21 protein-coding genes are annotated in these 21,547 nt (G+C 44.9%); 11 read left to right on the forward strand and 10 right to left on the reverse strand.

Annotation, left to right across the window (positions count from 1 at the left end; all coding sequences use genetic code 11):
- Positions 1-62 precede the first annotated feature (62 nt).
- The 5 genes from ACPUEK_RS10280 to ACPUEK_RS10300 all read left to right on the forward strand — a co-directional run bounded on the left by ACPUEK_RS10280 (position 63) and on the right by ACPUEK_RS10300 (position 4,941).
- Positions 63-1,160, forward strand: coding sequence for an ISAs1 family transposase (locus tag ACPUEK_RS10280; protein ID WP_425640654.1), 1,098 nt, complete (start codon positions 63-65; stop codon positions 1,158-1,160).
- 58 nt (positions 1,161-1,218) lie between these two features.
- Positions 1,219-1,839, forward strand: a complete 621-nt coding sequence (locus tag ACPUEK_RS10285; RefSeq protein WP_425640655.1) for a GmrSD restriction endonuclease domain-containing protein — start codon at positions 1,219-1,221, stop codon at positions 1,837-1,839.
- Complete coding sequence (locus ACPUEK_RS10290; RefSeq protein WP_425640656.1) at positions 1,836-4,322, forward strand: GmrSD restriction endonuclease domain-containing protein; 2,487 nt, start codon at positions 1,836-1,838, stop codon at positions 4,320-4,322. Before ACPUEK_RS10285 ends, ACPUEK_RS10290 begins: the two co-directional genes overlap by 4 nt.
- 151 nt (positions 4,323-4,473) lie before the next feature.
- Positions 4,474-4,758 (forward strand): hypothetical protein, encoded by a 285-nt coding sequence (locus tag ACPUEK_RS10295; protein WP_425640657.1) that lies wholly within the window; start codon positions 4,474-4,476, stop codon positions 4,756-4,758.
- 48 nt (positions 4,759-4,806) lie between these two features.
- Entirely contained in the window at positions 4,807-4,941 is a 135-nt protein-coding gene (locus ACPUEK_RS10300; RefSeq protein ID WP_425640658.1) for a hypothetical protein, read from the forward strand.
- A gap of 40 nt (positions 4,942-4,981) precedes the next feature.
- Here the strand turns inward: ACPUEK_RS10300 and ACPUEK_RS10305 are convergent, their stop codons facing one another.
- From ACPUEK_RS10305 to ACPUEK_RS10315, 3 genes are all read right to left on the reverse strand, one after another.
- A complete protein-coding gene (locus tag ACPUEK_RS10305) occupies positions 4,982-5,461 on the reverse strand; it encodes a hypothetical protein (RefSeq protein WP_067217745.1) in 480 nt (159 codons plus the stop codon).
- Between the two features lie 102 nt (positions 5,462-5,563).
- Positions 5,564-6,757, reverse strand: a complete 1,194-nt coding sequence (locus ACPUEK_RS10310) for an aromatic amino acid transaminase (RefSeq protein ID WP_425640659.1) — start codon at positions 6,755-6,757, stop codon at positions 5,564-5,566.
- A gap of 12 nt (positions 6,758-6,769) precedes the next feature.
- Positions 6,770-7,729: a DMT family transporter gene (locus ACPUEK_RS10315; RefSeq protein ID WP_425640660.1), complete on the reverse strand. Its 960-nt coding sequence runs from the start codon at positions 7,727-7,729 to the stop codon at positions 6,770-6,772.
- Positions 7,730-7,904: 175 nt separating this feature from the next.
- On the opposite strand from ACPUEK_RS10315, the gene ACPUEK_RS10320 reads away from it, so the two are divergent.
- A complete protein-coding gene (locus ACPUEK_RS10320; RefSeq protein WP_425640661.1) occupies positions 7,905-8,369 on the forward strand; it encodes an Lrp/AsnC family transcriptional regulator in 465 nt (154 codons plus the stop codon).
- 27 nt (positions 8,370-8,396) lie between these two features.
- On the opposite strand, the gene ACPUEK_RS10325 is transcribed toward ACPUEK_RS10320, so the two are convergent.
- The 3 genes from ACPUEK_RS10325 to ACPUEK_RS10335 all read right to left on the reverse strand — a co-directional run bounded on the left by ACPUEK_RS10325 (position 8,397) and on the right by ACPUEK_RS10335 (position 11,517).
- Positions 8,397-9,317, reverse strand: a complete 921-nt coding sequence (locus tag ACPUEK_RS10325; RefSeq protein ID WP_425640662.1) for a LysR family transcriptional regulator — start codon at positions 9,315-9,317, stop codon at positions 8,397-8,399.
- A 73-nt stretch (positions 9,318-9,390) separates the two neighbouring features.
- Positions 9,391-10,569, reverse strand: a complete 1,179-nt coding sequence (locus ACPUEK_RS10330; RefSeq protein WP_425640663.1) for an MFS transporter — start codon at positions 10,567-10,569, stop codon at positions 9,391-9,393.
- Positions 10,570-10,701: 132 nt separating this feature from the next.
- Complete coding sequence (locus tag ACPUEK_RS10335; protein WP_425640664.1) at positions 10,702-11,517, reverse strand: helix-turn-helix domain-containing protein; 816 nt, start codon at positions 11,515-11,517, stop codon at positions 10,702-10,704.
- Between the two features lie 190 nt (positions 11,518-11,707).
- Here ACPUEK_RS10335 and ACPUEK_RS10340 point away from each other — a divergent pair, with 190 nt between their 5' ends.
- The 3 genes from ACPUEK_RS10340 to ACPUEK_RS10350 are packed head-to-tail and all read left to right on the forward strand — an operon-like array spanning position 11,708 to position 14,672.
- Positions 11,708-12,847 (forward strand): tyramine oxidase subunit B, encoded by a 1,140-nt coding sequence (locus ACPUEK_RS10340; protein WP_425640665.1) that lies wholly within the window; start codon positions 11,708-11,710, stop codon positions 12,845-12,847.
- A 52-nt stretch (positions 12,848-12,899) separates the two neighbouring features.
- Entirely contained in the window at positions 12,900-13,322 is a 423-nt protein-coding gene (locus ACPUEK_RS10345) for a RidA family protein (RefSeq protein WP_067217718.1), read from the forward strand.
- Positions 13,323-13,379: 57 nt separating this feature from the next.
- Positions 13,380-14,672: an NAD(P)/FAD-dependent oxidoreductase gene (locus ACPUEK_RS10350; RefSeq protein ID WP_067217714.1), complete on the forward strand. Its 1,293-nt coding sequence runs from the start codon at positions 13,380-13,382 to the stop codon at positions 14,670-14,672.
- Positions 14,673-14,820: 148 nt separating this feature from the next.
- Here the strand turns inward: ACPUEK_RS10350 and hpaR are convergent, their stop codons facing one another.
- From hpaR to ACPUEK_RS10370, 4 genes are all read right to left on the reverse strand, one after another.
- The gene (hpaR, locus tag ACPUEK_RS10355; RefSeq protein ID WP_067217711.1) at positions 14,821-15,252 is read right to left on the reverse strand and encodes a homoprotocatechuate degradation operon regulator HpaR; all 432 of its coding nucleotides are present in this window, start codon (positions 15,250-15,252) and stop codon (positions 14,821-14,823) included.
- 235 nt (positions 15,253-15,487) lie between these two features.
- The gene (locus tag ACPUEK_RS10360) at positions 15,488-16,402 is read right to left on the reverse strand and encodes a p-hydroxyphenylacetate 3-hydroxylase reductase component (RefSeq protein WP_067217707.1); all 915 of its coding nucleotides are present in this window, start codon (positions 16,400-16,402) and stop codon (positions 15,488-15,490) included.
- 60 nt (positions 16,403-16,462) lie between these two features.
- Positions 16,463-17,632 (reverse strand): p-hydroxyphenylacetate 3-hydroxylase oxygenase component, encoded by a 1,170-nt coding sequence (locus ACPUEK_RS10365; RefSeq protein ID WP_067217703.1) that lies wholly within the window; start codon positions 17,630-17,632, stop codon positions 16,463-16,465.
- A gap of 271 nt (positions 17,633-17,903) precedes the next feature.
- Positions 17,904-18,860, reverse strand: a complete 957-nt coding sequence (locus ACPUEK_RS10370; RefSeq protein ID WP_425640666.1) for a helix-turn-helix domain-containing protein — start codon at positions 18,858-18,860, stop codon at positions 17,904-17,906.
- Positions 18,861-19,155: 295 nt separating this feature from the next.
- Here ACPUEK_RS10370 and ACPUEK_RS10375 point away from each other — a divergent pair, with 295 nt between their 5' ends.
- The gene (locus ACPUEK_RS10375) at positions 19,156-20,091 is read left to right on the forward strand and encodes a tripartite tricarboxylate transporter substrate binding protein (RefSeq protein ID WP_425640667.1); all 936 of its coding nucleotides are present in this window, start codon (positions 19,156-19,158) and stop codon (positions 20,089-20,091) included.
- A gap of 53 nt (positions 20,092-20,144) precedes the next feature.
- Complete coding sequence (locus ACPUEK_RS10380; RefSeq protein WP_425640668.1) at positions 20,145-21,506, forward strand: aldehyde dehydrogenase family protein; 1,362 nt, start codon at positions 20,145-20,147, stop codon at positions 21,504-21,506.
- The last annotated feature ends 41 nt before the right edge of the window (positions 21,507-21,547 follow it).

Consider the following 21,547-nt stretch of genomic DNA (forward strand, 5'->3'; position numbering starts at 1 on the left):
AGCTTCAAGCCTGCCAAAACCTGTATTGTAGCGCTTGTAGTTCATCAAACAGGCTTCATTCCGTGACTCTTATCGAACATCTATCTGTTATTAAAGAAACTCGCTCTGATATTAACCAAAAACATGATTTAGTGGATGTCATGTTTCTCGTTATCACCGCCATTATGGCTGGCGCCGAAGGTTGGCAAGATATCGAAACGTATGGGAATGGGAAGTCTGAATGGCTGAAACAGTATAGAGCATTTAAACATGGTATCCCAAGACGCCACACTATTGCTCGCATTCTAAAGGGCCTGGTGCCAGAAACCTTACTGGAAGCATTAATCAATTGGGTTAATGAGAACCGGAAATCACAAGGAAAACCCTTGATCGCATTGGATGGAAAAGTGCTACGAGGAGCTTATAGAGGGAACCCGCAATCAGCTCTTCAACTTGTCACAGCTTACGATACTGAAAATGGCTTAGTTTTAAGTCAGAAAGCTACGGCCACGAAAACAAGCGAAATCACGACAGTACGAGATATGTTGAGTGTGTTAAATATTCAAGGGGCTGTGGTGACGGTTGATGCACTGCATTGCCAGAGAGAAACGCTAGAGCAAATTAGGGAGCAAAAAGGTCATGTTGTGGTTCAGGTTAAAGGCAATCAAGGGCAGCTAAAAAAAGCGATTGAACAGCAATTTGAGGCGTACTTTAAAAAGCCGAAAGCCACGCCTGTTATAGAGTTGAAAGAAAAAGGACATGGGCGAACAGAAGAGCGAAATGTCTTTCAACTGAAAGCGAAATTCCCGCCGGAGTTGTCTGAGAAGTGGCCCACTGTACGCAGTATCATCGCTGTAGAGAGGCTTAGAACGGTCAAAGGAAAAACAACGATAGACACGTCGTTTTATGTGAGCTCTTTATCGCCTAAACATAAGTCATTGCATCATTACATACGCCAACACTGGCGTATTGAAAACAATCAGCACTATGTTCTGGATGTCGTGTTTAATGAAGATAAGTCAAGAATCGTGATGGATGATGCGGTAGAGCATATGGCTCTATTCAAACGTTTTGTGATGAACATACTTAGGCAATGTAATGATGATTCACCGAGCCAACGGCAGAAGCTAAAAAGAGCTACTTGGAGCGATGATTATCGTGCTCAATTATTGTTTGGTTAAAAAAGAACAAAGTATGCTCGAGCCCTGAGGTGATACACGGGTAATCCGAAAGCTATTATTGTTATTTAATATCGCTAGTCTTCTTGCAAATCCTATAAGTAATACACGCTTTCAGTTCGATAAATACAAGGTAGATCGATGGGATATTGAACATATTCGTTCTGTCGCATCAGAGATGCCAACAGATAAAGCCAAGCAAAAAACTTGGCTTGAGAATGTCCTTGATTATATTTCTGATGGCAGTGCTCATTATGAAGGTAATCAGCCTAATTCAACGCGAGATCGTGAACAAACGATAAAGCGGGACATCATTCAGCTATTGCAGTCGACTCCAATGGATGAGAGTGCGTTTGAGGCTTTATATCAAGATGTCATTAAATTGTATGATCCGGATAATGATAGTGAAGCTGATCATTCAATCGGCAATCTCACGTTGCTTGATAGTGCCACGAATCGCAGCTACCAAAACGCAGTTTTTCCAATTAAACGTTCAACGATCATTGCATTAGATAAGAAGGCAACATTTGTCCCATTATGTACAAAGAATGTATTTCTGAAGTACTACAGCAAGAAAGTCGACAAAATGCTCTATTGGGAGTCAAAAGATACTCAGGATCATTTGCAGGCAATGGTAGAAAGCATTGATGGATTATTTCGTGGTACAGGAGTGCACTCATGAGCGGTAAGAACCTCACATTTTTTAATCTTTTTAACCATGTAAGCACTGTGGAAGTTCCGATTTTGCAGCGGGATTACGCGCAAGGCCGCACAGAAGAAAACGAAGTTAGAACTCTATTTCTTCGTTCATTGTTTAAAACGTTAACACAAAATGATCATTCAGATAGGCAATCTCTAGATCTAGATTTTGTGTATGGTAATTATGAAAATATTACCAATGAAGACACAGAGAAAAACGAGATTTTCTCTGTACTCGACGGACAGCAGAGACTAACTACATTATTTTTGTTGCACTGGTATCTAGCCGTTGCAGATGAATGTATTGAGCAATTTAAGCTCCAATTCCTAACGGAGTCAGGTAAATCTCGATTTACTTACAAGACCAGGCCAAGCTCGAGTGAATTTTTTGATGCATTAGCAAGCAGAAAAGTAGACTTTAGCAATCGATCCGTGAGCGAAAGTATTATAGATAGTCACTGGTTTTTTCTATCTTGGCGACAAGATCCAACAGTTCAAGCTTGCCTGAATATGTTGGACTCAATTCAGGATATGTTTGCTGGAAATGAGGCGGGATTGTTTCTTCGCCTATGCCAGATCGAAAAGCCTTATATCACATTTCAGTTTCTTAATTTGCATTCATTTGGTTTATCAGATGAGCTTTATATTAAAATGAATGCCCGAGGTAAGCCCCTCACAGTTTTTGAGAATTTTAAAGCCAAGCTGGAGCAGTACATTGAGTCATATATTGCACCATGGCCAGCTTATGAATTGCCTTTCCGTAATGGTGTTGTAAATGGTTATGAATACTTTATCCATAAAATCGATACGGACTGGGCTGACCTATTTTGGCCTTACCGCAATATATGCTCTACGGATAACTCATTTGACGATGAGTTTATGCATTTTTTTCGGCAGCTGATAATGATCCAATCACTTTTGGACAATCAAGAACAGCCGTTAAAAATAGAGCTACTTACGAAAGCTTTGTTTGGCGAGGGCGGTAAGCTTAAAGAACCTACTATATCTGAATACGAAAGCCTAGGTAGCTTTAGTCAAGCTTTGATTGAGCGGTTAATTGAATTTCTAGACCTAATATACCGAGATGGGCATGCTGATAACGAAATCCAAAGCTATCTCCCTGAGAGCTCTTACTATAAAGAAAAAGAGGTGTTTGAAAAGGTCATCCAAAACAGCGCAAACTATGATGAGAAGCTAAGATTTTTTGCATTCTATGGATATCTGGCGAAGGCAAAGGCAAGTATTAATACTGACTCTGACTTATCCAACCTTAGTGATTGGATGAGGGTAATTTACAACCTAACTGAAAATACGATTACAGACTCTTCTAGGGACTTTTCTCGTGCTTTGTTTGTCATTAATGACTTGCTCCAATTGGATAGAGCTATCCTTGATGAGCTTAAAGATGATTGTAGTCTAACTGTATTCCAGAGTGGGCAAGTTGAGGAAGAGAAAATAAAAGCACATCTGATTCAAAGATCAGATAGATGGCGTCAGATAATTATAAGTGCGGAAAAAGATACTTTCTTTAATGGTCAGGTTGGTTGTATTTTAAATTTTTCTGGTGTTTTAAATTACTATCGACAGCATAGAAACTGTGATTGGACAGGTGGAGATGACAACCAGTACCTCAGTAAATTTACTCGCTACTTTGGCCTACTGTCGTCAATTTTTGGCCAGATTAGCAAGGGGTCGAGTTGCATTGATTATGCTTGGGAGAGGGCTGTTCTTAGTAAGGGGCTTTATTGTACACAAGCTTCACAAGGTCGACTAAATCTGCTTCACAGTAGGGATGGCCGCAACAATATTCCTCGAGACCATAGTTGGCGACGCCTTATGCGAAACGGCAATGCAATTGATGAAGAAAAGCAAGAGTACGTAAAGGCTGTTCTTGATGATGCATTGCTTGATGAAAGTGATCTTCAAGGCTCTTTAGAAGCAATATGTCACCAAGCATTGTCTTCGAATCAGTATGAGCCTTGGGTGGCTGCACTCATTGAAAGCAAAGAACTTTTCATATATTCATCTCAGGGCTTTATTGCCCGTGAAGGAAACCAAATTCTTTTGCTGAGTCAGTCGCAGCGTAATCACTATCATTGTGAACTGCTTACTAAAGCCTTGCAGTTACAGCTTGAAAGCGAGAAAGAGCGTTTTCTTCCTTTTACTAATATTGGATATGAAGAAGTCAAATCTAGGGAGGAAGATGCTTATGTATCAATCAGCGGCTATTCTTCTGAAGGCAATACTTTAAATATATCTATTTACAAATCTGAAGATGGATTCTTGATGAATGTTCATATCAAAGATATAAGTAACTTGGATGCTATGACTAAGAAACTATCATCTATTGGCTTTGCTCAGAGTGATACTGATAAACAGGATTTAAAATCCTCTTCATATGAAATTGAACTTATTGACGCAGAAGAAGTAAAAGATAAGCTGTATGATTTTTTTGCTCAGTTTTAAAGGTAATGAATATTTGAGTAACCTAGGTCAACATGAGCGAGAGACGTAAAGTCATAGGTCAATATTTCGATTTGCTATTTTGCACTTAAGATAATGAAAGAGCCCAGAAGAGGGCTCTTTCATTTTAAGTAGGACTTAAGGCACGACCATTGTGTTGGAGAATGCCAAGTTACAACAGGCGTTAGGCGATAACGTCAAACTGAATGATGCCCTCGATGCTGCCAATCATTACATCAATGAATTTATCACTGGCTTGCTAGCGATGATCGACAGTGAAGCGGTGGCACGTATCGACTTTGCTCACTTCCTTTCAGCCTTGGCTGGTCAAGGCATGGGGCATGGTGCGGTTATCGAAGCGGACAGCTATCATGGCATATTAGAAAAGCTGACGGACTTTCCTTTACTTCAAGGGACGCCTCATGTTCAAAGCATGTAAACCAACACCCAAGTTTTACTGCATATCTGGGCACCAGAGAGCTTCACCTTGTCTGACTACGCGGGGGTCAGCGAAGAGCTGCATGAAAGGCTTTCAGGTAATTTAGACTTATCGAGTGGCTTCAGTGTTTGGGGCAAGCCAAGCTTTAAAGTCGTGTTGTTTGTCAATCGGTTATCAAGCTAGCCGTTCATGCTTTCTTTGATTTATATGTAAGCCCCAAGTCTTACTTACCGCCACACACCGCCCAATCTTCTCCATCGGTCCAGACTGTTGCTTCTTGTTTTTCAATGTCTTGGTTTGTAGGGTTGGCGCCAAAGAAGGCGCCATAGGTGGTTGACGGCGCGCGTCCATGAACGTTGATTTGGATGCGGTCTTTTTCCACCGCTGCGACATGACCAATGCTATTTTGCCATGTGCATACTTGCGCGCCGACCGGTTTTGGCTGTTTTAGGTTGTGTTCGAATCGTGCCTGACGAGAGTGCGCTTCTTGCTCTACTTTCGATTGCTTTTGTTTGGCTTGTTGCTGGCTTTGTTTGATGTCTGCAATCAGTGACATATCCTTTTGCTCGGCCGTTTTTGGTTGCGCGACAGCGCTCGATGCAATGTGTTGTTGCGTCTGCACGTCACTCGTTGGCTCAGACATTGTCGTACACGCCGTTAATAAAAAAGGCAATACAGCAAAGGTTAGGTTACGTATCAACATGGGCATTCCTTTCGAGTGAGAAAACTATGAGCAGCTTAGCATTATTTACCAATCTGATACGTTAAAAATTAAGCATAGAAAAACCAAGAAAATGGCTAACTATTAGCCGTCATCTTGCGCCACACTTTTTAAACTGTCAGCAAAATAGTCAATTTGGGAGGTGGCCAGCCCGGCAATGTTGAGTCGGCCATTGTCGAGTAGGTAAATGGCTTTTTCTGTGCGCAACCGCTTAACGGTATCAGCCGTGAGTCCCATCATTGTGAACATACCTTGGTGTTGTTCAATAAAACGAAAGTCTTTATCGAAGCGATTTTCTAACGCTTGGCGCAGAGCGCTGCGTGTATGACGAATACGTTGATTAAGCGTGTTGAGCTCGTTTTGCCAGTTATCTTTTAGTGCTATGTCATTAAGTATGTGTGCGACAACGGCCGCACCGTGATCAGGCGACATCGTATAGCTGTTGCGTGCTAAGCAAATCAGTTGAGACAGCATGTGATCGCTGACGGTCTCGGTTTCACCTGCGACCATTGCCACGCCAACGCGTTCTCGGTACAAACCAAAATTCTTGGAGCACGAGCTGGCTAACAGATACGCAGGAACGTGTTCCGTTAGGTAACGCACCCCTTTGGCATCTTGCTCAAGGCTTTGACCAAATCCTTGGTAGGCCATGTCAATAAAGGGTAGAAAGCCTCTGTGTAAAGCTAGCTCGGTTACCTGCTGCCACTGGGTAAAAGTCAGATCTGCGCCCGTTGGGTTGTGGCAACAGCCATGTAGCAGCACAACATCGCTTGTGTCCAGCTGCGCAAATTGAGACATCATTGCATGATGGTTGATCTGCTTGGTGGCGAGGTCAAAGTAAGGGTAGTGACGAACCTTTAGACCCGCTGCGCGGAAAATAGGCTCGTGATTGGTGTAGCTAGGATCACTTAGCCATATCGTGGCGTGAGGTTGCGTTCGAGCAATGAGATCCGCAAGTAAGCGTAAGGCGCCGCTGGCACCTGGGGTTTGTAAGGTGCGCACACGATCATAAGGCTGTTGATCGCCGAGTATGAGCGCGGTCATGGCTTGGTTAAAACACAGATTGCCCCGCATTCCGACGTAGGCTTTTGAGTCTTGCTGATGCAATAGTGCCTGTTCAGCCATTTTGACGGCTTGAAATATCGGCGTATTACCCGCTTCATTGCGGTAGACGCCGATCCCCAAATCTAACTTGGATGGGCGAGCATCTTGTTGGCAAAGAGAAGACAATGCCATGATCGGGTCCGGCGCCGCCGCGCTAAGCGTGTTAAAAAACATAAACGTTACCTATTATCGAGAGAAAACAGAGCGAAAAGAAAAACCACTGGCAAGTAATACGCCGCCGCAGACCAAGCCCAAGCCCAAGCCTAAAAAGGTGGAAAGCGTAAACGGCTCATGAAGAACAAAAATGGCTAATAAGGCGACTACAACGGGTGTCAACGAGCCAAGCGCGGCACTCAACTCCGCTCCAATGCGGTTAATCGCAAAGCCATAGGTAAAACCTGCCACAATGCCAACCAACACTGCTTGTATCGTAAATTGTATGGCGACCGTGGTGATGGGGGTTTCTGTTAAGCCTGTATTGGCATAGCCCAACCCATAGAGCACCAACAGAGCCGCGCTGGAAACGGCACATAAAAAACCAGTAATCGCCAGCGGTGGCAACCCAGCCAGTCTCAGGCAAAGGGTGTAAAGTGCCCACAATAAGGACGCCATCAAGAAAATAAGATCGCCTTTCCAGACCTGACTGCCAACCTCTAACAGGGAAGCGGCAACTAGGCTCAAGACGCCGATGGCAATACAGAATAGGCCCGTTAAGCGTTGTTTTGAAATGGGCTCTTTAAATACTAAAACGGCAATGCCGGTGACGAATAAAGGGAAGGTGCCTGGAATCAACAGACCCGAATGAGCAGCCGGTGCGAAGGAAGCCCCCATGCTACTCAGGTAAAAAAACGGTACCCCCGCACCGATCACGATGCCCGCTAACACCCATTTAGAGGTGGCCACGACGCGCGACCAATCTCGAATCATCCAAGGCAATAACACGAGAGCAGGTAAAACAAAACGCATCAGCGCTAAGTCATACGTGGTTAACGCAGATATGGCGCCGGCTCGCATTGACAGTAAAAAACCGCTCCAAATTAAAACCGTTGCTAGGGCAGAGCCGATGCCAAGTTGAAACGCGTTTCCTTGCGCTAGCTGTCGATACTGGGGCACCGTGGAGGATGTAGAAGCGTGCAGTTGAGCCATCTGAGCGTACCTTTAATAATGAGGGATATGGCGTAAGAAAGCGTTTCAATACGCATCGGTCAGCCATCATTATTCAGGAAAGAGGCGAGGCATGTCCTTGCTATGTTGGTAAGGTTTTATGTTCATAAAGGCATAATATGCTAATTTATAGATACTAATAGATTGAGTATGCCAAATGACGGATAAAGTAGATTTTTCGATCTTACGCCAACTGCAAGAAGATGGTCGTCTTACCAATGTAGAGTTGTCGGAGCGCATTCATTTGTCGCCGTCACCCTGTCTAAGACGTGTCAAAAAGTTGGAACGTGAGCAGGTGATCACAGGTTATAGAGCGACGCTCGATCGAGAGAAAGTAGGGCTTGGCATGACCGTGTTCGTGGATGTGTCACTGGAAAATCATAAAGATCAAACCAGTTCACAATTTGAAACCTCAATCATTGCCATGGCGAATGTGTTGAGCTGCTTTGTGGTGTCAGGGCAATCGGATTATCGCTTAGAAGTGGTGGTACACGACTTAAAAGAATACGAAGCGATACTTCGTACCATCCAAACTTTGCCCTTTGTGAAAGACATACACAGCAACTTTGCCATTCGTGCGGTCAAAACGGATGCTCCATTGCCGATTCAAGACGGTCAATAAAGAAAACCCCGTACGTCAGCGTACCCGTCAAGCACGCTCATTTTGTATGAACTCGAGAAACTGACTTAAGATTTGATTGTGCAGCGCTGCTGGTTTTGTCACCAAATTAATTTCAGAGTTAAATTTATAGGTTTTGGCTAGTAACTTTTTCATGCGGTTTTTTGCCACCCAGTGCTCTGCGTAATGCTCTGGTAAAAAGCCAATGTATGTGCCTGTCAGAATTAAAAAGGCAATGCCTTCGTGATCCGAAGCGGTGGCGCAGCAATTTAGCGACTGATAAATCAAGGCAACGTCTGGGGTCATTCGGTGCCCAGTGATCACCGTATTGCTCTGTTCCACTAACGCCTTATCGGGTTTCGCATAGGAAAACAGAGGGTGCTCATCGCTGCAGTATAAGTAGTATTGCTCAGTATACAAAGGGTGATACTCCAGCCCTGATACTTTGTTGTTCGACGGGACTGCACCGACATGGAAACGTCCATCAATCACGCCTTTTTCAATATCGCTGGGTGTCGACATGGTGATGTTAATATTGATCTTATCACTAAGGTTGCGCAGGTCTTTAAGCGCATGGGTAACGCGCATTTGTGGTTGCGTGACGAGGTTATTAACCAGCGCTATGTTTAAGTCACCTCGTAGCTCATTGTTAATTTGGTTCACATCACTTCTAAACTGTTCAATCGACGCCAGTAGCACTTCTGAGAGACTTAGAACCGCTTCGCCTTCTTCCGTGAGTGTGAGGCCACCGCGACCTCTGTGGCACAGCTTCATGTCCAAGCGTTTTTCTAGATCGCTCATTTGAATTGAAATAGCTGATTTGGTGACACCTAACATAGATTCCGCTGCGGTATAGCTTCCGCACTCAATCACTGTTTTAAACAAACGAATGAGCTTGATATCAAAGTCAGTGATTTGATTGATGAGGGCGCGTTTCTTTTTGGTTTGCATCCACTGAACCTAGGCTTTTTAGTGATTCATTAACTTAACTAAAAAGCCTGAAAAAGAACACCTATGGCTTATTCTAAAAATGGGGCTTGGCAGGCTTTCTATAGAGTTGAATAGAATGCACGCTCAGTGCGATACCAACGCAGGTAATAATGGCGATAGAAAGCGATAGCGGCCAGGCTTCGACCATGACAGGGGACACCTGAGAGCAAATGGCACCAAACGCCAGTTGCAAGAATCCCATTAACCCAGCGGCCATACCGCCGTTACTGCCGACACCACCAATCGCCGCCGATTGATAAGACGGCTGACTGATGCCTCGCCCAAGGGTCACTAAGCTCATCGGTAGAAAAAGCGTTAGGTAATGGGTATAGGTGATCATTGGGATCAACAGCAATAATAGCGCACCGAGTAACGCGATCCCGTTACCTAACACAATGGCGCGGTCTTCACTGACGTATTTTGTGACGCGCGTACTTAAAAAGCCACCTAACATGAAGCTCAGGGTGATGCTCATAAACCAATAACCAAATAAATGGCTTGATTGATCAAATGTTGCGGTGATGTAAGGAGAGGCGCTGACAAAAAAGTAGAAGCAGCAAGCAATCAACGTATTGGCCATGGCGTAGCTTCGAAAAGAAGCGTCTTTAAGCAAAGTTTGATAGAGCGTTAACGTCTCTTGGAATGAAAAACGTTTTTTGGCAACCGGATTCATCTTAACGTATTGATTAGACAGCAACAGTAAAAGACCTCCCATAAGTGCCGTCATCACAAAGATATAGCCCCAGCCAAACCAATCTGTAATGTAACTGCCTAATAAAGGGGCAACACTTTGTGATAAGGCAATGGCCATAATAATGTAGCCCATTTTCTGAGGCGCGACTTTATTGCCGTAGCTTTCGACGAGTAACGCACGGGCAATCGAGATCATCGCGGCTCCGCCCAACCCTTGAAAAACACGCCCAACCAGCAGCGTTTCAATGCTCCATTGAAACATGGCTAAACTGCTTCCAAATATAAAGCCAATCAAACCAATACGAAGGCTGTGTTTGAGCCCTTGGGCATTAATCAGCCCGCCTAAGCTCAGTTGTCCAATGGCTAGCGCTGCCAAATACAAGGACAAACTCAGCTGTGCGGTGCTGTTGGACACCGCAAAGGTGTCTGCAACGAGAGGCAATACGGGTAACAATGCATTCAGTGCAATAGGGCTGCCCATTGCCATCGTGATCAATACAGGCATCGGGATGGGTTTCATATCGGTTCCGTCAAATCAGGGGTTAGAAATAGGATACTCACTGCTAGATATTTAGTAAACATGTTAAGTAATTCGGCGAAATTGATACGTTATGGATCAGTTTCGCCGAGTGAAAACAGGGGAGGGAGTGAACTAACGTGTGTGGATTCGAGAAGCGTAGGAAGATTTAAGAATCTGTTTTCGATAATCGCAGGGCGTAGCGCTAATGAGTTTTTTGAATTCGCGCATAAAGTGAGGTTGATCGCTGAAGCCTAAATCATTGCCCAATTCAATCAGTCTCAGATCGGACGTTTGATTGATGATGCGGATGGCGCTTTGGCAGCGAACGATGCGGCAGAATGCTTTTGGGGATAGGCCAATTTCATCGCTGAATAAGCGCTGCATGGTGCGTTTACTGATTCCCGTTAACTGCTCAATTTGAGCCACTTGAATGTTGCCACTGTGTTGAATAATGGCTTCTATCACGGTTTGAGTCTTGCTTGACGGTGCCACGATTGTATCGTGAATTAAGTATCGCTCAATAATCTGCGCTTGTGTTGAGAAGTCTTGATTCGCCATCAGTTGTTCCAATAGAAACGTTTTATCTTGTACGAAGTCGAACAGATTTAAACGCTGGCTTATCAGCTCTTTGGTCGAAATATCAAACGATTTAAGAATCGTTCCGGGCATAAAACGAACCCCGAAGTAATGATGACCTTGCTTTAATTTTGCATTTTGCGCGCAGACTGTAGAGCCACAGATCTTGGCGCTGGGGGATTGTTCAGTGCAGTCAAACATGATGTCGACACAGCCATCTGGGATAGCAAAGGTTGTATCAGAGTGCTCTCCTGCCTGAAAACGATAGATCTGAGAGACGCCATGAATCTGTGGCGCGTATTGATAGACATCCGATTGCGAATGTATGACGAACCATGGCTGCTCTCCTGTACCAATGTGTGCTGTTGTCATAGTGATTACCTTTTTTATAATTTTTACTTACAACATTGCCGATTCAAAATCCTTAATTGGCGCAAATATTCAATATTTATGCAGTTTACTTATCTAAAGTATTTCTAAACGTCATTCATAGGTAGACAGATCTCCAGTGTATGACTTCGAGCTTTATAAAAATATTAACTCGTTTTAGATAGGTATGGCTATGACTGAGAATACTAAGATTGATTTCATCTACCTTTCAGAAGAAGACATGATCAAAGCTGGCGTCACCGATATGGCGCAATGCGTAGATACAATGGAAGAGATGTTTGGGTTGCTACATCATGGCGACTATCGCATGGCGGGGCCCAACAATGATTCGCATGGGGCAATGATTACCTTTCCAGATGAGTCACCTTTTCCAACCATGCCTAAGCCTACGGCAGATCGTCGCTTGATGGCGATGCCGGCTTATCTAGGTGGCAACTTTCAAACCAGTGGTGTGAAGTGGTACGGCTCTAATATTGCTAACCGTGAACGCGGCTTGCCACGTTCTATTTTGTTGATGATCTTGAATGACATTGAAACGGGCGCGCCATTAGCATTTATGTCTGCAAACCTTCTTTCGGCTTACCGAACAGGTGCAATTCCTGGTGTGGGTGCACGTCATCTGGCGCGTAAAGACGCCAAGGTGATTGGCCTTTTAGGCCCCGGCGTGATGGGGAAAACGACCGTTGCCTCGTTTATGGCAGTTCGCCCAAACGTCGATACGATCAAGATCAAAGGTCGTGGTCAAAAAAATCTGGACGCGTTTGTCGAATGGGTCAAAGAAAACTACCCGCAATTTAAAAATGTACACGTCGTGGACAGCGTAGAAGAGGTTGTACGTGGCTCCGATCTGGTTTCTTACTGTAACTCTGGCGAAGTAGGCGACCCGTCGAAATACCCAATGGTGAAACATGAATGGGTGAAACCTGGCGCATTCCTAGCGATGCCAGCGAGTTGTATGTTGGACGATGGCATGAGCAGCGACAACGTGCGCAAAGTGATGGACAGCATTGGTCTCTACAAAGCGTGGTACGAAGAAGTACCGAAACCTGCGCACCATACTATTCCATTGGTCGGTATGCGTTTCATGGACATGATCGATGACAAATTAATGTCTGAGTCAGACCTTGAAGACCTAGGGGCGATTGTCGCTGGTGATACCCCAGCGCGCCAAAATGACGAAGAAATCATCATTATGTCGGTTGGTGGCATGCCGGTAGAAGACGTGGCATGGGCAACGGTTGTCTACCGTAACGCAATCGAAAAAGGCATCGGTGTTCCTTTAAATCTTTGGGATACCCCAGTGTTGCGCTAACAACGTGACTGACGATCTAAATTCTAACTAATCACATTCCATAGGTGTGTAAATGACTAAAATTGTTAAAGTAAAAACTGGCTCTAAGTTTGAAGAAATCGCCAGCTACTCTCGTGTTGTGGCCGTTGATAACTGGATTTATGTATCAAATACAGCAGGGCGTAATCCAGACACGCAGGAAATCCCAGAAGATGTCATTGAGCAAGCCGAGCAAGTATTCAAAAACATTGAACGTGCTCTGGTACCGGTTGGCGCTAGTTTGAAAGACGTTGTGGTGTCGCGCGTGTTTATCCAAGACCCAGAGGATACGGCAAAAGTCATGGAATTCATCGGCACGAAATTCCGTGGCGTAGACCCAGTGACAACCGTTACATGCCCACCTCTAGGTTCTACTGTGTACAAGGTTGAACTAGAAGTAACGGCTTACCGTGGTGCTTCTGAAGCAGACGTTGAAACAATTAACGTTTCTCAATAATTAGATTGTTAAGTAAAGCCCTCTCAATTAAGGAGGGCTTTTTGAGGTGAAATATCTATGACGATTACGCTAGAACGAATAGCAACGCAGGATACGTTGCCTGATTCAACATCCGTGGTCATTATCGGCGGGGGTATCGTTGGCGTGTCGGCTGCTTTAGCTTTGGCTGAACGCAACATACCGGTTGTGGTCATCGAAAAAGGTCATCTTGGAGGAGAGCAATCGTCTCGAAATTTGGGCTGGATTCGTAAAACCAGCCGTCATGTTGACGATGTGCCTTTGGCCTTAGCCGCGGATCGTCTGTGGGCACAAATGCCCGAACGTATTGGCTCAGACGTGGGTTATAAGCAATCTGGCATCATGTTTCTGTCACAAACCGATGAACAGCTAGCCATGCATGAAGGCTGGCTAAAATCTGTTGAATCATTGGATCTGGGTTCTAAGCTGTTAAGCCAAAAAGACATTGATCAGCACGTTCCAGGTGGCCAAGGTCAGTGGAAAGGGGGCTTGTACACACCGACGGATGGTAAAGCGGAACCGTCTATTGCGGTGCCAGCCATGGCGAAAGCGGCCATGGCGAAAGGTGCTGTCTTTGTGCAAAACTGCGCTGTAAGAACACTGCAAACCAGCGCGGGTAAAATCAGTGGTGTCGTGACAGAGAAAGGAGAAATTCTGTGTGACCAAGTATTGCTAACAGGTGGCGCCTGGTCGCGTCGCTTCCTGGGTAACCATGGCATTTCATTGCCTACCTTACCATTGGTGTGTTCGGTATTGCGCACAAAACCCATGGACGGGCCAACCGACATTGCCGTAGGTGGACCGGACTTTTCTTTTCGTAAACACCAAGATGGCGGCTATATCATTACCCAACGCGGTAAATTGGATGCGCCGGTGACACTGGACCATTTATTAATTGGCAGCAAATACTTAGATCAATTGCGTACTCAGCGTAGTTTCTTGAAAATCTCGTTCGGCTGTACCTTCTTTAAAGATATAGCGTTAGGGCGCCACTGGAAAAGTGACAGTGTCTCGCCATTTGAAAAAGTGCGAGTCAATAACCCTGACGTTAACCATGGCTTAAACCAAGATGCGTTGAACAATCTAAGTAATGCATGGCCAGTGTTTGAGAAGGCTGAAATTGAGGAAGCTTGGGCTGGGATTATTGATGTGACACCTGATTCTAACCCCGTGATTGACCGCATTGCCGAGATACCAGGCTTAACGGTTGCAACAGGTTTTTCAGGGCACGGTTTCGGTACGGGACCTGCTGCGGGTCAACTCGCAGCGGACTTGGTCAGTAATGAATCCCCCATTATTGACCCAAGCCCGTACCGATTCTCGCGTTTCTGATGTCGTTAGAAATGTCCCGAAAGAGCTATTCTTAAAGGATATTTAGATCGATAAAATGATCGTGTGGTAATGGATGACTGCAAAATGATTGAAATAGATATGAGTTCTGCCCTTACTCACTATTCGCGCAATGTAAATTGCGCTTTTTTTATTTTCCGCTAGCAGAAATATCAATCACTTCTTTTAAAAGCTGGCTAAGCTGCTTTACTTTATCTTCCCCGAGTTTGTCCACAATTTGTTTATAACCGGCGTCGACATTCGGTCGAAATTCTTTGACTAACGCTTTAGCTTCCTCGGTTAGAGATAACAGTGTGATGCGCTGATCTTCATGAGAGCGCTTGCGAATAATCATTTTTTCTTCGACAAAGCGATTAACAATTCGTGTCAGGCTAGGGCTTAAAATACAGCATAAATGCGCAAGCTGTTTTGCTTCCAATTCTTCATGATCGTTTAAAACACGAAGTACTCGCCACTGTTGTTCAGTAAAGCCCGCCTTAAGAAGCACGGGGCGAAAGAAAGTCATGGCAGATTCGCGTGCACGCAGAAGTTGGAGGGTCAGTGAGTCTTCGAGTTTTTTCATAGACGTGTAAGCTGCTCTGTCTGGGGAACGTTAATTGAGCCCTTATTTTATAAGGATCGTTTTACTATGAACAGCATTAGTCGCATTCATTTCTAAGCGATGCGAGAAGAGGCGAGTGTGTGGATTTTTGAACTGCATGTAAGAATACGCGTCAGAATTTAAACATAAAAAAACTAAGGCCGTTTGATCTGCCTTAGTTTTTAAATGAACGGACTGATGAGTCTAAGTGTGTGCGTTATGACAGTTGCTTCAAAAGTGTTTGCAGTTGTAGCTTGAAGCTTTGATATTGTTCATCGTCAAAAGAACTGAACACTTCGTCGGTCTGTTGCTTGGAAATAGCCCAAAGTCGGTCTGCCATCTCCAGCCCTTTGTCAGTAAGGGCCATCGCTTGGTTTATTAAGCCTGACGTTTGCAAACGCTCTATCCCAGCTTGGACATCCGGCTCTGGAATGGTCACCAAGTTGGTGAGGTCATCGTATGACACATTGGGTGCATCGCTTAATACTAATAATAAACGAGCTTCACTGGAGCTAAGCCCGGTAGCTGACTGCTTTGGCAGGTAGTTTTCTTGCAGTTTTTGCAAAACCTTATTCATCAGATAGATGGCGCTGTTGTGCAGACGTTCTAGCGTTTCAGGTGAGGCGACATTTTTATCAGGTGATTGTGTTCCGGTAAACGGAATGGCGCCCGCATAACTGCCTTGTACGTACAACAGTGGGCTACGACCATTATTTTCAAACGCTACCACTTTACCGATCATAATCCAGTGGTCACCGCCGTCGACAATTTGATAATTTTCACACTGGAAATTGGCCGCCGTATTGTGAAGTAGTGGCGCTTGGCCAGCGCCCGCTTCAAATGCCACGTTGGCAAATTTGTCATCACTTGGACGGGCAAAGTTATTAGACAAATCAATCTGGTCGGCCGCCAAGATGTTGACGGCGAAATGCGAGGCTTTTTCTAGAATCGGGTAGCTGCTTGACTCTTTGACAATGCTCCATAAAACCAAGGCAGGATCAAGTGAAACGGAGTTAAAGCTGTTTGCGGTCACACCGACTTTGGTGCCATCTTCAGCTTGCGCCGTAATAACGGTGACACCGGTTGCGAAGTTACCAAGACAACGACGAAATTCTTTAGGATCAAAACTCATAATTAGGGTGCTCTCTATCAATAGTAGTGGTTAAACGTAGGGAGAATGCTCAGACCTTTCTTAAAGAAGGGAAGGGTCTGGCTCAAGGCCCATCAGCTCACGTCCTAATATTTGTGCACAGACATCGTAGTCGGTGTAGGCGTGGGCACCACACATATGCGTATCACGGAATAAACGTTGTGCTTCTTTGTCGAGCATCCATTGTGTTGCTCCGATGGCATTAAACAAACGGTCCACCGCTTCGATACTCATTTTGACAGAATACGCTTGATTGGTACGCCAGTAGGCCAGCTCTTCACGCGTTGGGTAGCGATGCGCTTCTGCAAATGCTTTATGTTCATCCCAGGTCTTTTCCATAAAAGCACGTGCTGCCATGACTTGGTGCTTTGACTCCGCTAGACGCATTAAGGCAGGCGTAGCCGCATGAACTTTTGCACCTGTGTATGCGCGAACTCGGGTGGACGTTACTTCTTGGAACACTTCGACCATGCGTTCAGCGACCCCTAGTGCCATCGCAGCAAAGCCGGAGGCAAAATAAGGGCGGTAGGGCGCGTAGAAAATTTTGCTGTCTGGGTATAAATCGTAACCAGCCGATTTGCCTTCCATCATGTCTTTGGCTTTTTGAATACGATGTTCTGGTACAAAAGCGTCTTTAATCACCAGTGTTTTGGTACCGGAACCTTTCATCGCCATTGCGTGCCAATCATCATCAATGTGGTAATCAGAACTTGGGATGACAGCAAAACAGTAATCTTTTGCGCCTTCAGCATTATCACGTAAGAAGCCAACAATGGCCCAGTCTGCGTGGTCACAACCACTGCTCCATTTCATATCACCATTAAAAATGATGCCGCCTTCGGCTTCTTGATAGCGTCCAAATGGGGCAATACTACTGCTGGCCATCGCATCTGGGTTTTCTTTCCAAACATCGTCTTGCAGCTGTTTTGAAAACAACGCCATTTGATGGTTATGCGTGCAAAGTAAGCTAAAGGCCCATGCCGTGCTGCAACAGGCGCCTGCCAGTGCTGCAATGCAATCACAGAATTCAGGTAAGGAAATCTCATAACCACCATACGCTTTTGGCAAAAAAGCTTTATGTAAACCGACTTTTTTTAGCAGTTCGATATTTTCTTTAGGGACTTGGCGCAACGCTTCTGTTTTGCTTGCATTTTCGGCGATCGCAGGTAGGACAGATTTAAGGTCTTCTAGTAATGGGTTGTGACGTTTCATGCCATTCTCTCTTATTGTTATCGTGAAAGTAACTTTATTATTGGTCTAATCGGTAGGTGTTTGAATGGACATTTCTCAAGGACTTCTAGGACATTTCTAGAAAAAAAGTCGTGTTTAAATGAGTAAGAGGCAAAAAATCTGATGTCGAGTGGTGAGCTATCAGCGCGATTATATCGGCAGTTAGGAGGGTAGGATGGAGCCTGAAAGACGCATACACTGATTCATTGTGTCATACACAATCAATCAGTGTGTTGAGTGGCGCTAATAGGATTTATGACGCACGTTTTATGGTTTGCGAAGGCAGCTCCGCAAACAGCGTACGATACTCAGAGGCAAAGCGGCCGTAGTGAAGAAAGCCCCATTTTGCAGCGATATCTTGAATATTGTATTGATTAGAATAATGCAATAAATCTCGATGCGCGGCATTAAGTCGCATGATCCTAAGATAGGACACAGGGCTTAAGCCAAAGGTTTCTTGGAAGCAGTATTGCAGTTTGCGGCGGCTGGCACCCACAACATTGCATAACTCGAGAATAGTGGGTGGGGTATCTAAATTGGCAAGGACATACTCTCGCGCTCGGTCGACCATGACTTTGCGTGCCAAAGGTGTTATTGCGTAATTATCCCCTGAATCAGCTAGGTCGATTAAGTGTTGCATGATCGTACCTTTGATGCCGTTTTGAATTCGGGAGTATTCCAGTTGTTGTGTCGACAGGTCTGATGAAAAAATTGTATGCAAACAATCACTCAACTCTTCACCAAAACAGGCTTCTTTTAGGTAGGTAGAGCTTGCGTAGCTGTTTAAGCCAGACTCAATGCCTTGATTGCTTAACATGTTTTTTATCACGTCTAAATCAACACTGATGCAAAAGATATCTAGGTTGCTAGGTGTATGAATCTCAGGTAAGCGATCGGCTGGTGCAATCAAAATATGATTGGCCACCGATAGGTGCCCGTCACAGTAAAACTCTTGCGTATGCTGGCGAGCAGGTACGCTGAATGTTAAGAAGTTCTTCATTGCTTGCCCTGTTTTAACCAAGGCTTGATTGGAACGATCTCTAATTAATTGCAAATCATCGAACGCTAGTTCGGTTACTTCGCCCTCGAATTGGCCATCAGTTACTTGATCACAAGTGATCTGCCAACCTCTCCATGCCGCTGAATGCTCTTCCGTATTGTGGGTCACCTCATGGTGATAGGTTAAGTCTTGTTGAGCTTCGTGGTTCATGGGAGCCCCTCCAAACAGCTAAAGTTCAAGATATAAACATCGATGAATAACTTACATATGTAAAGGTTGATGAAGCAGTTTTGCCAAAACTGGATAGAGCTTTGTTGAAATAAAAGAGGATGGTGTTTACAAAAAGTGCAAATTTACTTCTAAGTTCGATTTAAAAGCGATCGATATGAAACGCCGAGCAAGGTAGGAGTATAAAAATGTCCCCAACGGGACATAGAGCATAGACAGACGCAAGTGTAATTTTTACTTATAACAAACAAAAGGAAGCATAAAAATGAATAAGAGCATGAAACTAATTCTTGCCCCAATCGCATGCACTATGCTGATGGGGGCTGTATCGACGGCCGCGAATGCTGCGGAATATCCTAATCGCCCAGTTCGTTTTATTGTGCCATGGCCTCCTGGCGATATTGAAGATATCTTGACCCGTCGAATCGCTGAAGAAATGTCAAAGCAGACAGGCGTACCAGCGACCGTTGTAAACAAGCCTGGTGGTGGCGGTGTGTTAGGCGCGACATCGGTAGCACAATCGCGCCCTGATGGCAGCGTGATTGGTTCTTTTGTTGTGGACTTGGTGACCTCTGCCGTGGTGGGTGGTAACGCACCGTATGACAAAGACGCGTTCGAACCGATAGGTATTTTCTTAGACTACCCGTTCGTATTAGCAACCAAAGCGGATTCTCCTTATAACAATCTTGCTGAACTGGCGGAATACTCGAAAGATCACAATATCTCCCTAGGTCACTTTGGGTACCAAGCGCTTCCAACTGCTCTTACATTCCAAGCGGCGGATAAATTGGGTATCAAAATCGCCTCAGACTCTGCTTTCAATGAATTGAACTGTGCGGCGCTGGCAAATGGCGATGCCGACATTGCCAACACAACCACTCAGCAAATATTGCCTTGCTTAGATTCTGGTGATGTGAAGTTATTAACATCGTTTACTTATGATCGTCTTATTATTGCCCCAGATGTACAAACATTGAATGAAGCGACAGGTATTACGCAAACGCTTTGGAATGGCTTGTTCGTTAAAAAAGGCACGCCGCGTGACATTAAAGAGAAAATCTCAGCCATTGCTCAGCAAGCCCTACAGTCACCTGAAGTTATTAAGCTTCAAGAGTCAACGGGTGCCGGTGTTTACTGGACAGATATGGATGATGCGGAAAAACGAATCGAACTGGACTATGAAAGTGCGAAAAAACTTTCAGAAGCAATGTAACGCACAGTTTAGCGCGATAAAAATTGGCTCAAAATAAAAATGGTGTATGAAACATGGCAATTAATATCATTAACCCCGCAACCAAATCCGTTTATAAAAGCATTGAAGAGACTGACTCTGCTGGCTTAAATACAGCGGTTGAAAATGCCAAAAGCGCATTTGAAATCTGGCGCAAAACATCGGCTGCAGAACGCACGCAAGCCATGCATCGCGTGGCAGATGAAATCGAAGCTTGTGGTGCTGAGTTGGCTGAAATTATTGTTTCGGAGCAGGGCAAACCCATGGCCATCGCGCAAATGGAAGTTGGCGGTGCCGCAGGTTGGACTCGTTATAATGCCGAGTTAAGCCTAGAACCCGTTGTAATAGAAGACAGTGCAGAGCGTTATGTAGAGGAACAAAGACTGCCTGTGGGCGTCGTGGCCTCTATTACGCCTTGGAATTGGCCGTTAATGATTGCCGTGTGGCACATTATGCCAGCGCTTCGTGCAGGTTGTAGTGTGGTGATCAAACCGGCTTCAACGACACCAATAAACACGATCAAACTCGCTGAAATCATCAATAAGCACACGGTACCAAACTTGGTTCAAGTGGTCATTGGCGGAGGGCGCGCGGTAGGTGAACCGTTGGTGAAACACCCAGATGTAAAGAAACTGGTTTTCACGGGTTCCACGCCAGTCGGTAAGCATTTAGCGCAAATCGCTGTAGCGGATCTGAAGAAAGTGACCCTTGAGCTAGGTGGTAACGATGCGGGTATCGTGTTGGAAAACGCGGATATCAGTAAGGTCGCTGAAAAAATCTATATGACTTCGTTTATCAATATGGGTCAAACCTGTGCCTGTTTGAAACGTTTGTACGTACATCGCTCTAAGTACGAAGCCTTGTCGGATGCCTTGACGAAAATTGCGGCAGCGCAAGTTGTTGGTAATGGTATGGATGAGGGAGTGACGTTTGGTCCAGTGCAAAATGAAAAACAATTTAATAGTGTCAACGCTATGATTGAAGAAGCCAAAGCGGCGGGTGCTGAAGTGATTCAACCATCATTACCTGCTGGGCTAAATGGTTATTTTATCGCGCCAACACTGATTAAAGATCCTAAACATGACATGTCTGTGGTTTGTGAGGAGCAGTTTGGTCCAGTATTACCGATCATTCCTTACGATAACCTAGAAGAGGTGATGTCTCATGCGATCCATAAGGAGTTTGCCTTAGGGGGCTCTGTTTGGGGTGAAGAATGCCCCGAGCGCGATTGGGTGGTAGAGCAATTAGACTCCGGTACCGTTTGGATCAATAACCATGCAGAGGTGTTACCGCATATTCCATTTGGTGGTAATAAAGATTCCGGTATGGGCGTTGAGTTTGGTCAAGAAGGCTTGCTTGAGTACACCGTTCGTAAAGTGGTAAATCGAGCGAAATAGAAAGTAAAAAGCGCAGTTATCAGTAAGATAGCTGCGCTTTT

This window comes from Marinomonas gallaica (assembly GCF_049821165.1).
GTDB lineage: Bacteria > Pseudomonadota > Gammaproteobacteria > Pseudomonadales > Marinomonadaceae > Marinomonas > Marinomonas gallaica.

Coding starts and splice junctions, on each gene's coding strand:
- ACPUEK_RS10290 (WP_425640656.1), top strand. CDS start 1,836: ATGAGCGGTAAGAACCTCACATTTTTTAATCTTTTTAACCATGTAAGC.
- ACPUEK_RS10305 (WP_067217745.1), bottom strand. CDS start 5,461: ATGTTGATACGTAACCTAACCTTTGCTGTATTGCCTTTTTTATTAACG.
- ACPUEK_RS10310 (WP_425640659.1), bottom strand. CDS start 6,757: ATGTTTTTTAACACGCTTAGCGCGGCGGCGCCGGACCCGATCATGGCA.
- ACPUEK_RS10315 (WP_425640660.1), bottom strand. CDS start 7,729: ATGGCTCAACTGCACGCTTCTACATCCTCCACGGTGCCCCAGTATCGA.
- ACPUEK_RS10320 (WP_425640661.1), top strand. CDS start 7,905: ATGACGGATAAAGTAGATTTTTCGATCTTACGCCAACTGCAAGAAGAT.
- ACPUEK_RS10325 (WP_425640662.1), bottom strand. CDS start 9,317: ATGCAAACCAAAAAGAAACGCGCCCTCATCAATCAAATCACTGACTTT.
- ACPUEK_RS10330 (WP_425640663.1), bottom strand. CDS start 10,569: ATGAAACCCATCCCGATGCCTGTATTGATCACGATGGCAATGGGCAGC.
- ACPUEK_RS10335 (WP_425640664.1), bottom strand. CDS start 11,517: ATGACAACAGCACACATTGGTACAGGAGAGCAGCCATGGTTCGTCATA.
- ACPUEK_RS10340 (WP_425640665.1), top strand. CDS start 11,708: ATGACTGAGAATACTAAGATTGATTTCATCTACCTTTCAGAAGAAGAC.
- ACPUEK_RS10345 (WP_067217718.1), top strand. CDS start 12,900: ATGACTAAAATTGTTAAAGTAAAAACTGGCTCTAAGTTTGAAGAAATC.
- ACPUEK_RS10350 (WP_067217714.1), top strand. CDS start 13,380: ATGACGATTACGCTAGAACGAATAGCAACGCAGGATACGTTGCCTGAT.
- hpaR (WP_067217711.1), bottom strand. CDS start 15,252: ATGAAAAAACTCGAAGACTCACTGACCCTCCAACTTCTGCGTGCACGC.
- ACPUEK_RS10360 (WP_067217707.1), bottom strand. CDS start 16,402: ATGAGTTTTGATCCTAAAGAATTTCGTCGTTGTCTTGGTAACTTCGCA.
- ACPUEK_RS10365 (WP_067217703.1), bottom strand. CDS start 17,632: ATGAAACGTCACAACCCATTACTAGAAGACCTTAAATCTGTCCTACCT.
- ACPUEK_RS10370 (WP_425640666.1), bottom strand. CDS start 18,860: ATGAACCACGAAGCTCAACAAGACTTAACCTATCACCATGAGGTGACC.
- ACPUEK_RS10375 (WP_425640667.1), top strand. CDS start 19,156: ATGAAACTAATTCTTGCCCCAATCGCATGCACTATGCTGATGGGGGCT.
- ACPUEK_RS10380 (WP_425640668.1), top strand. CDS start 20,145: ATGGCAATTAATATCATTAACCCCGCAACCAAATCCGTTTATAAAAGC.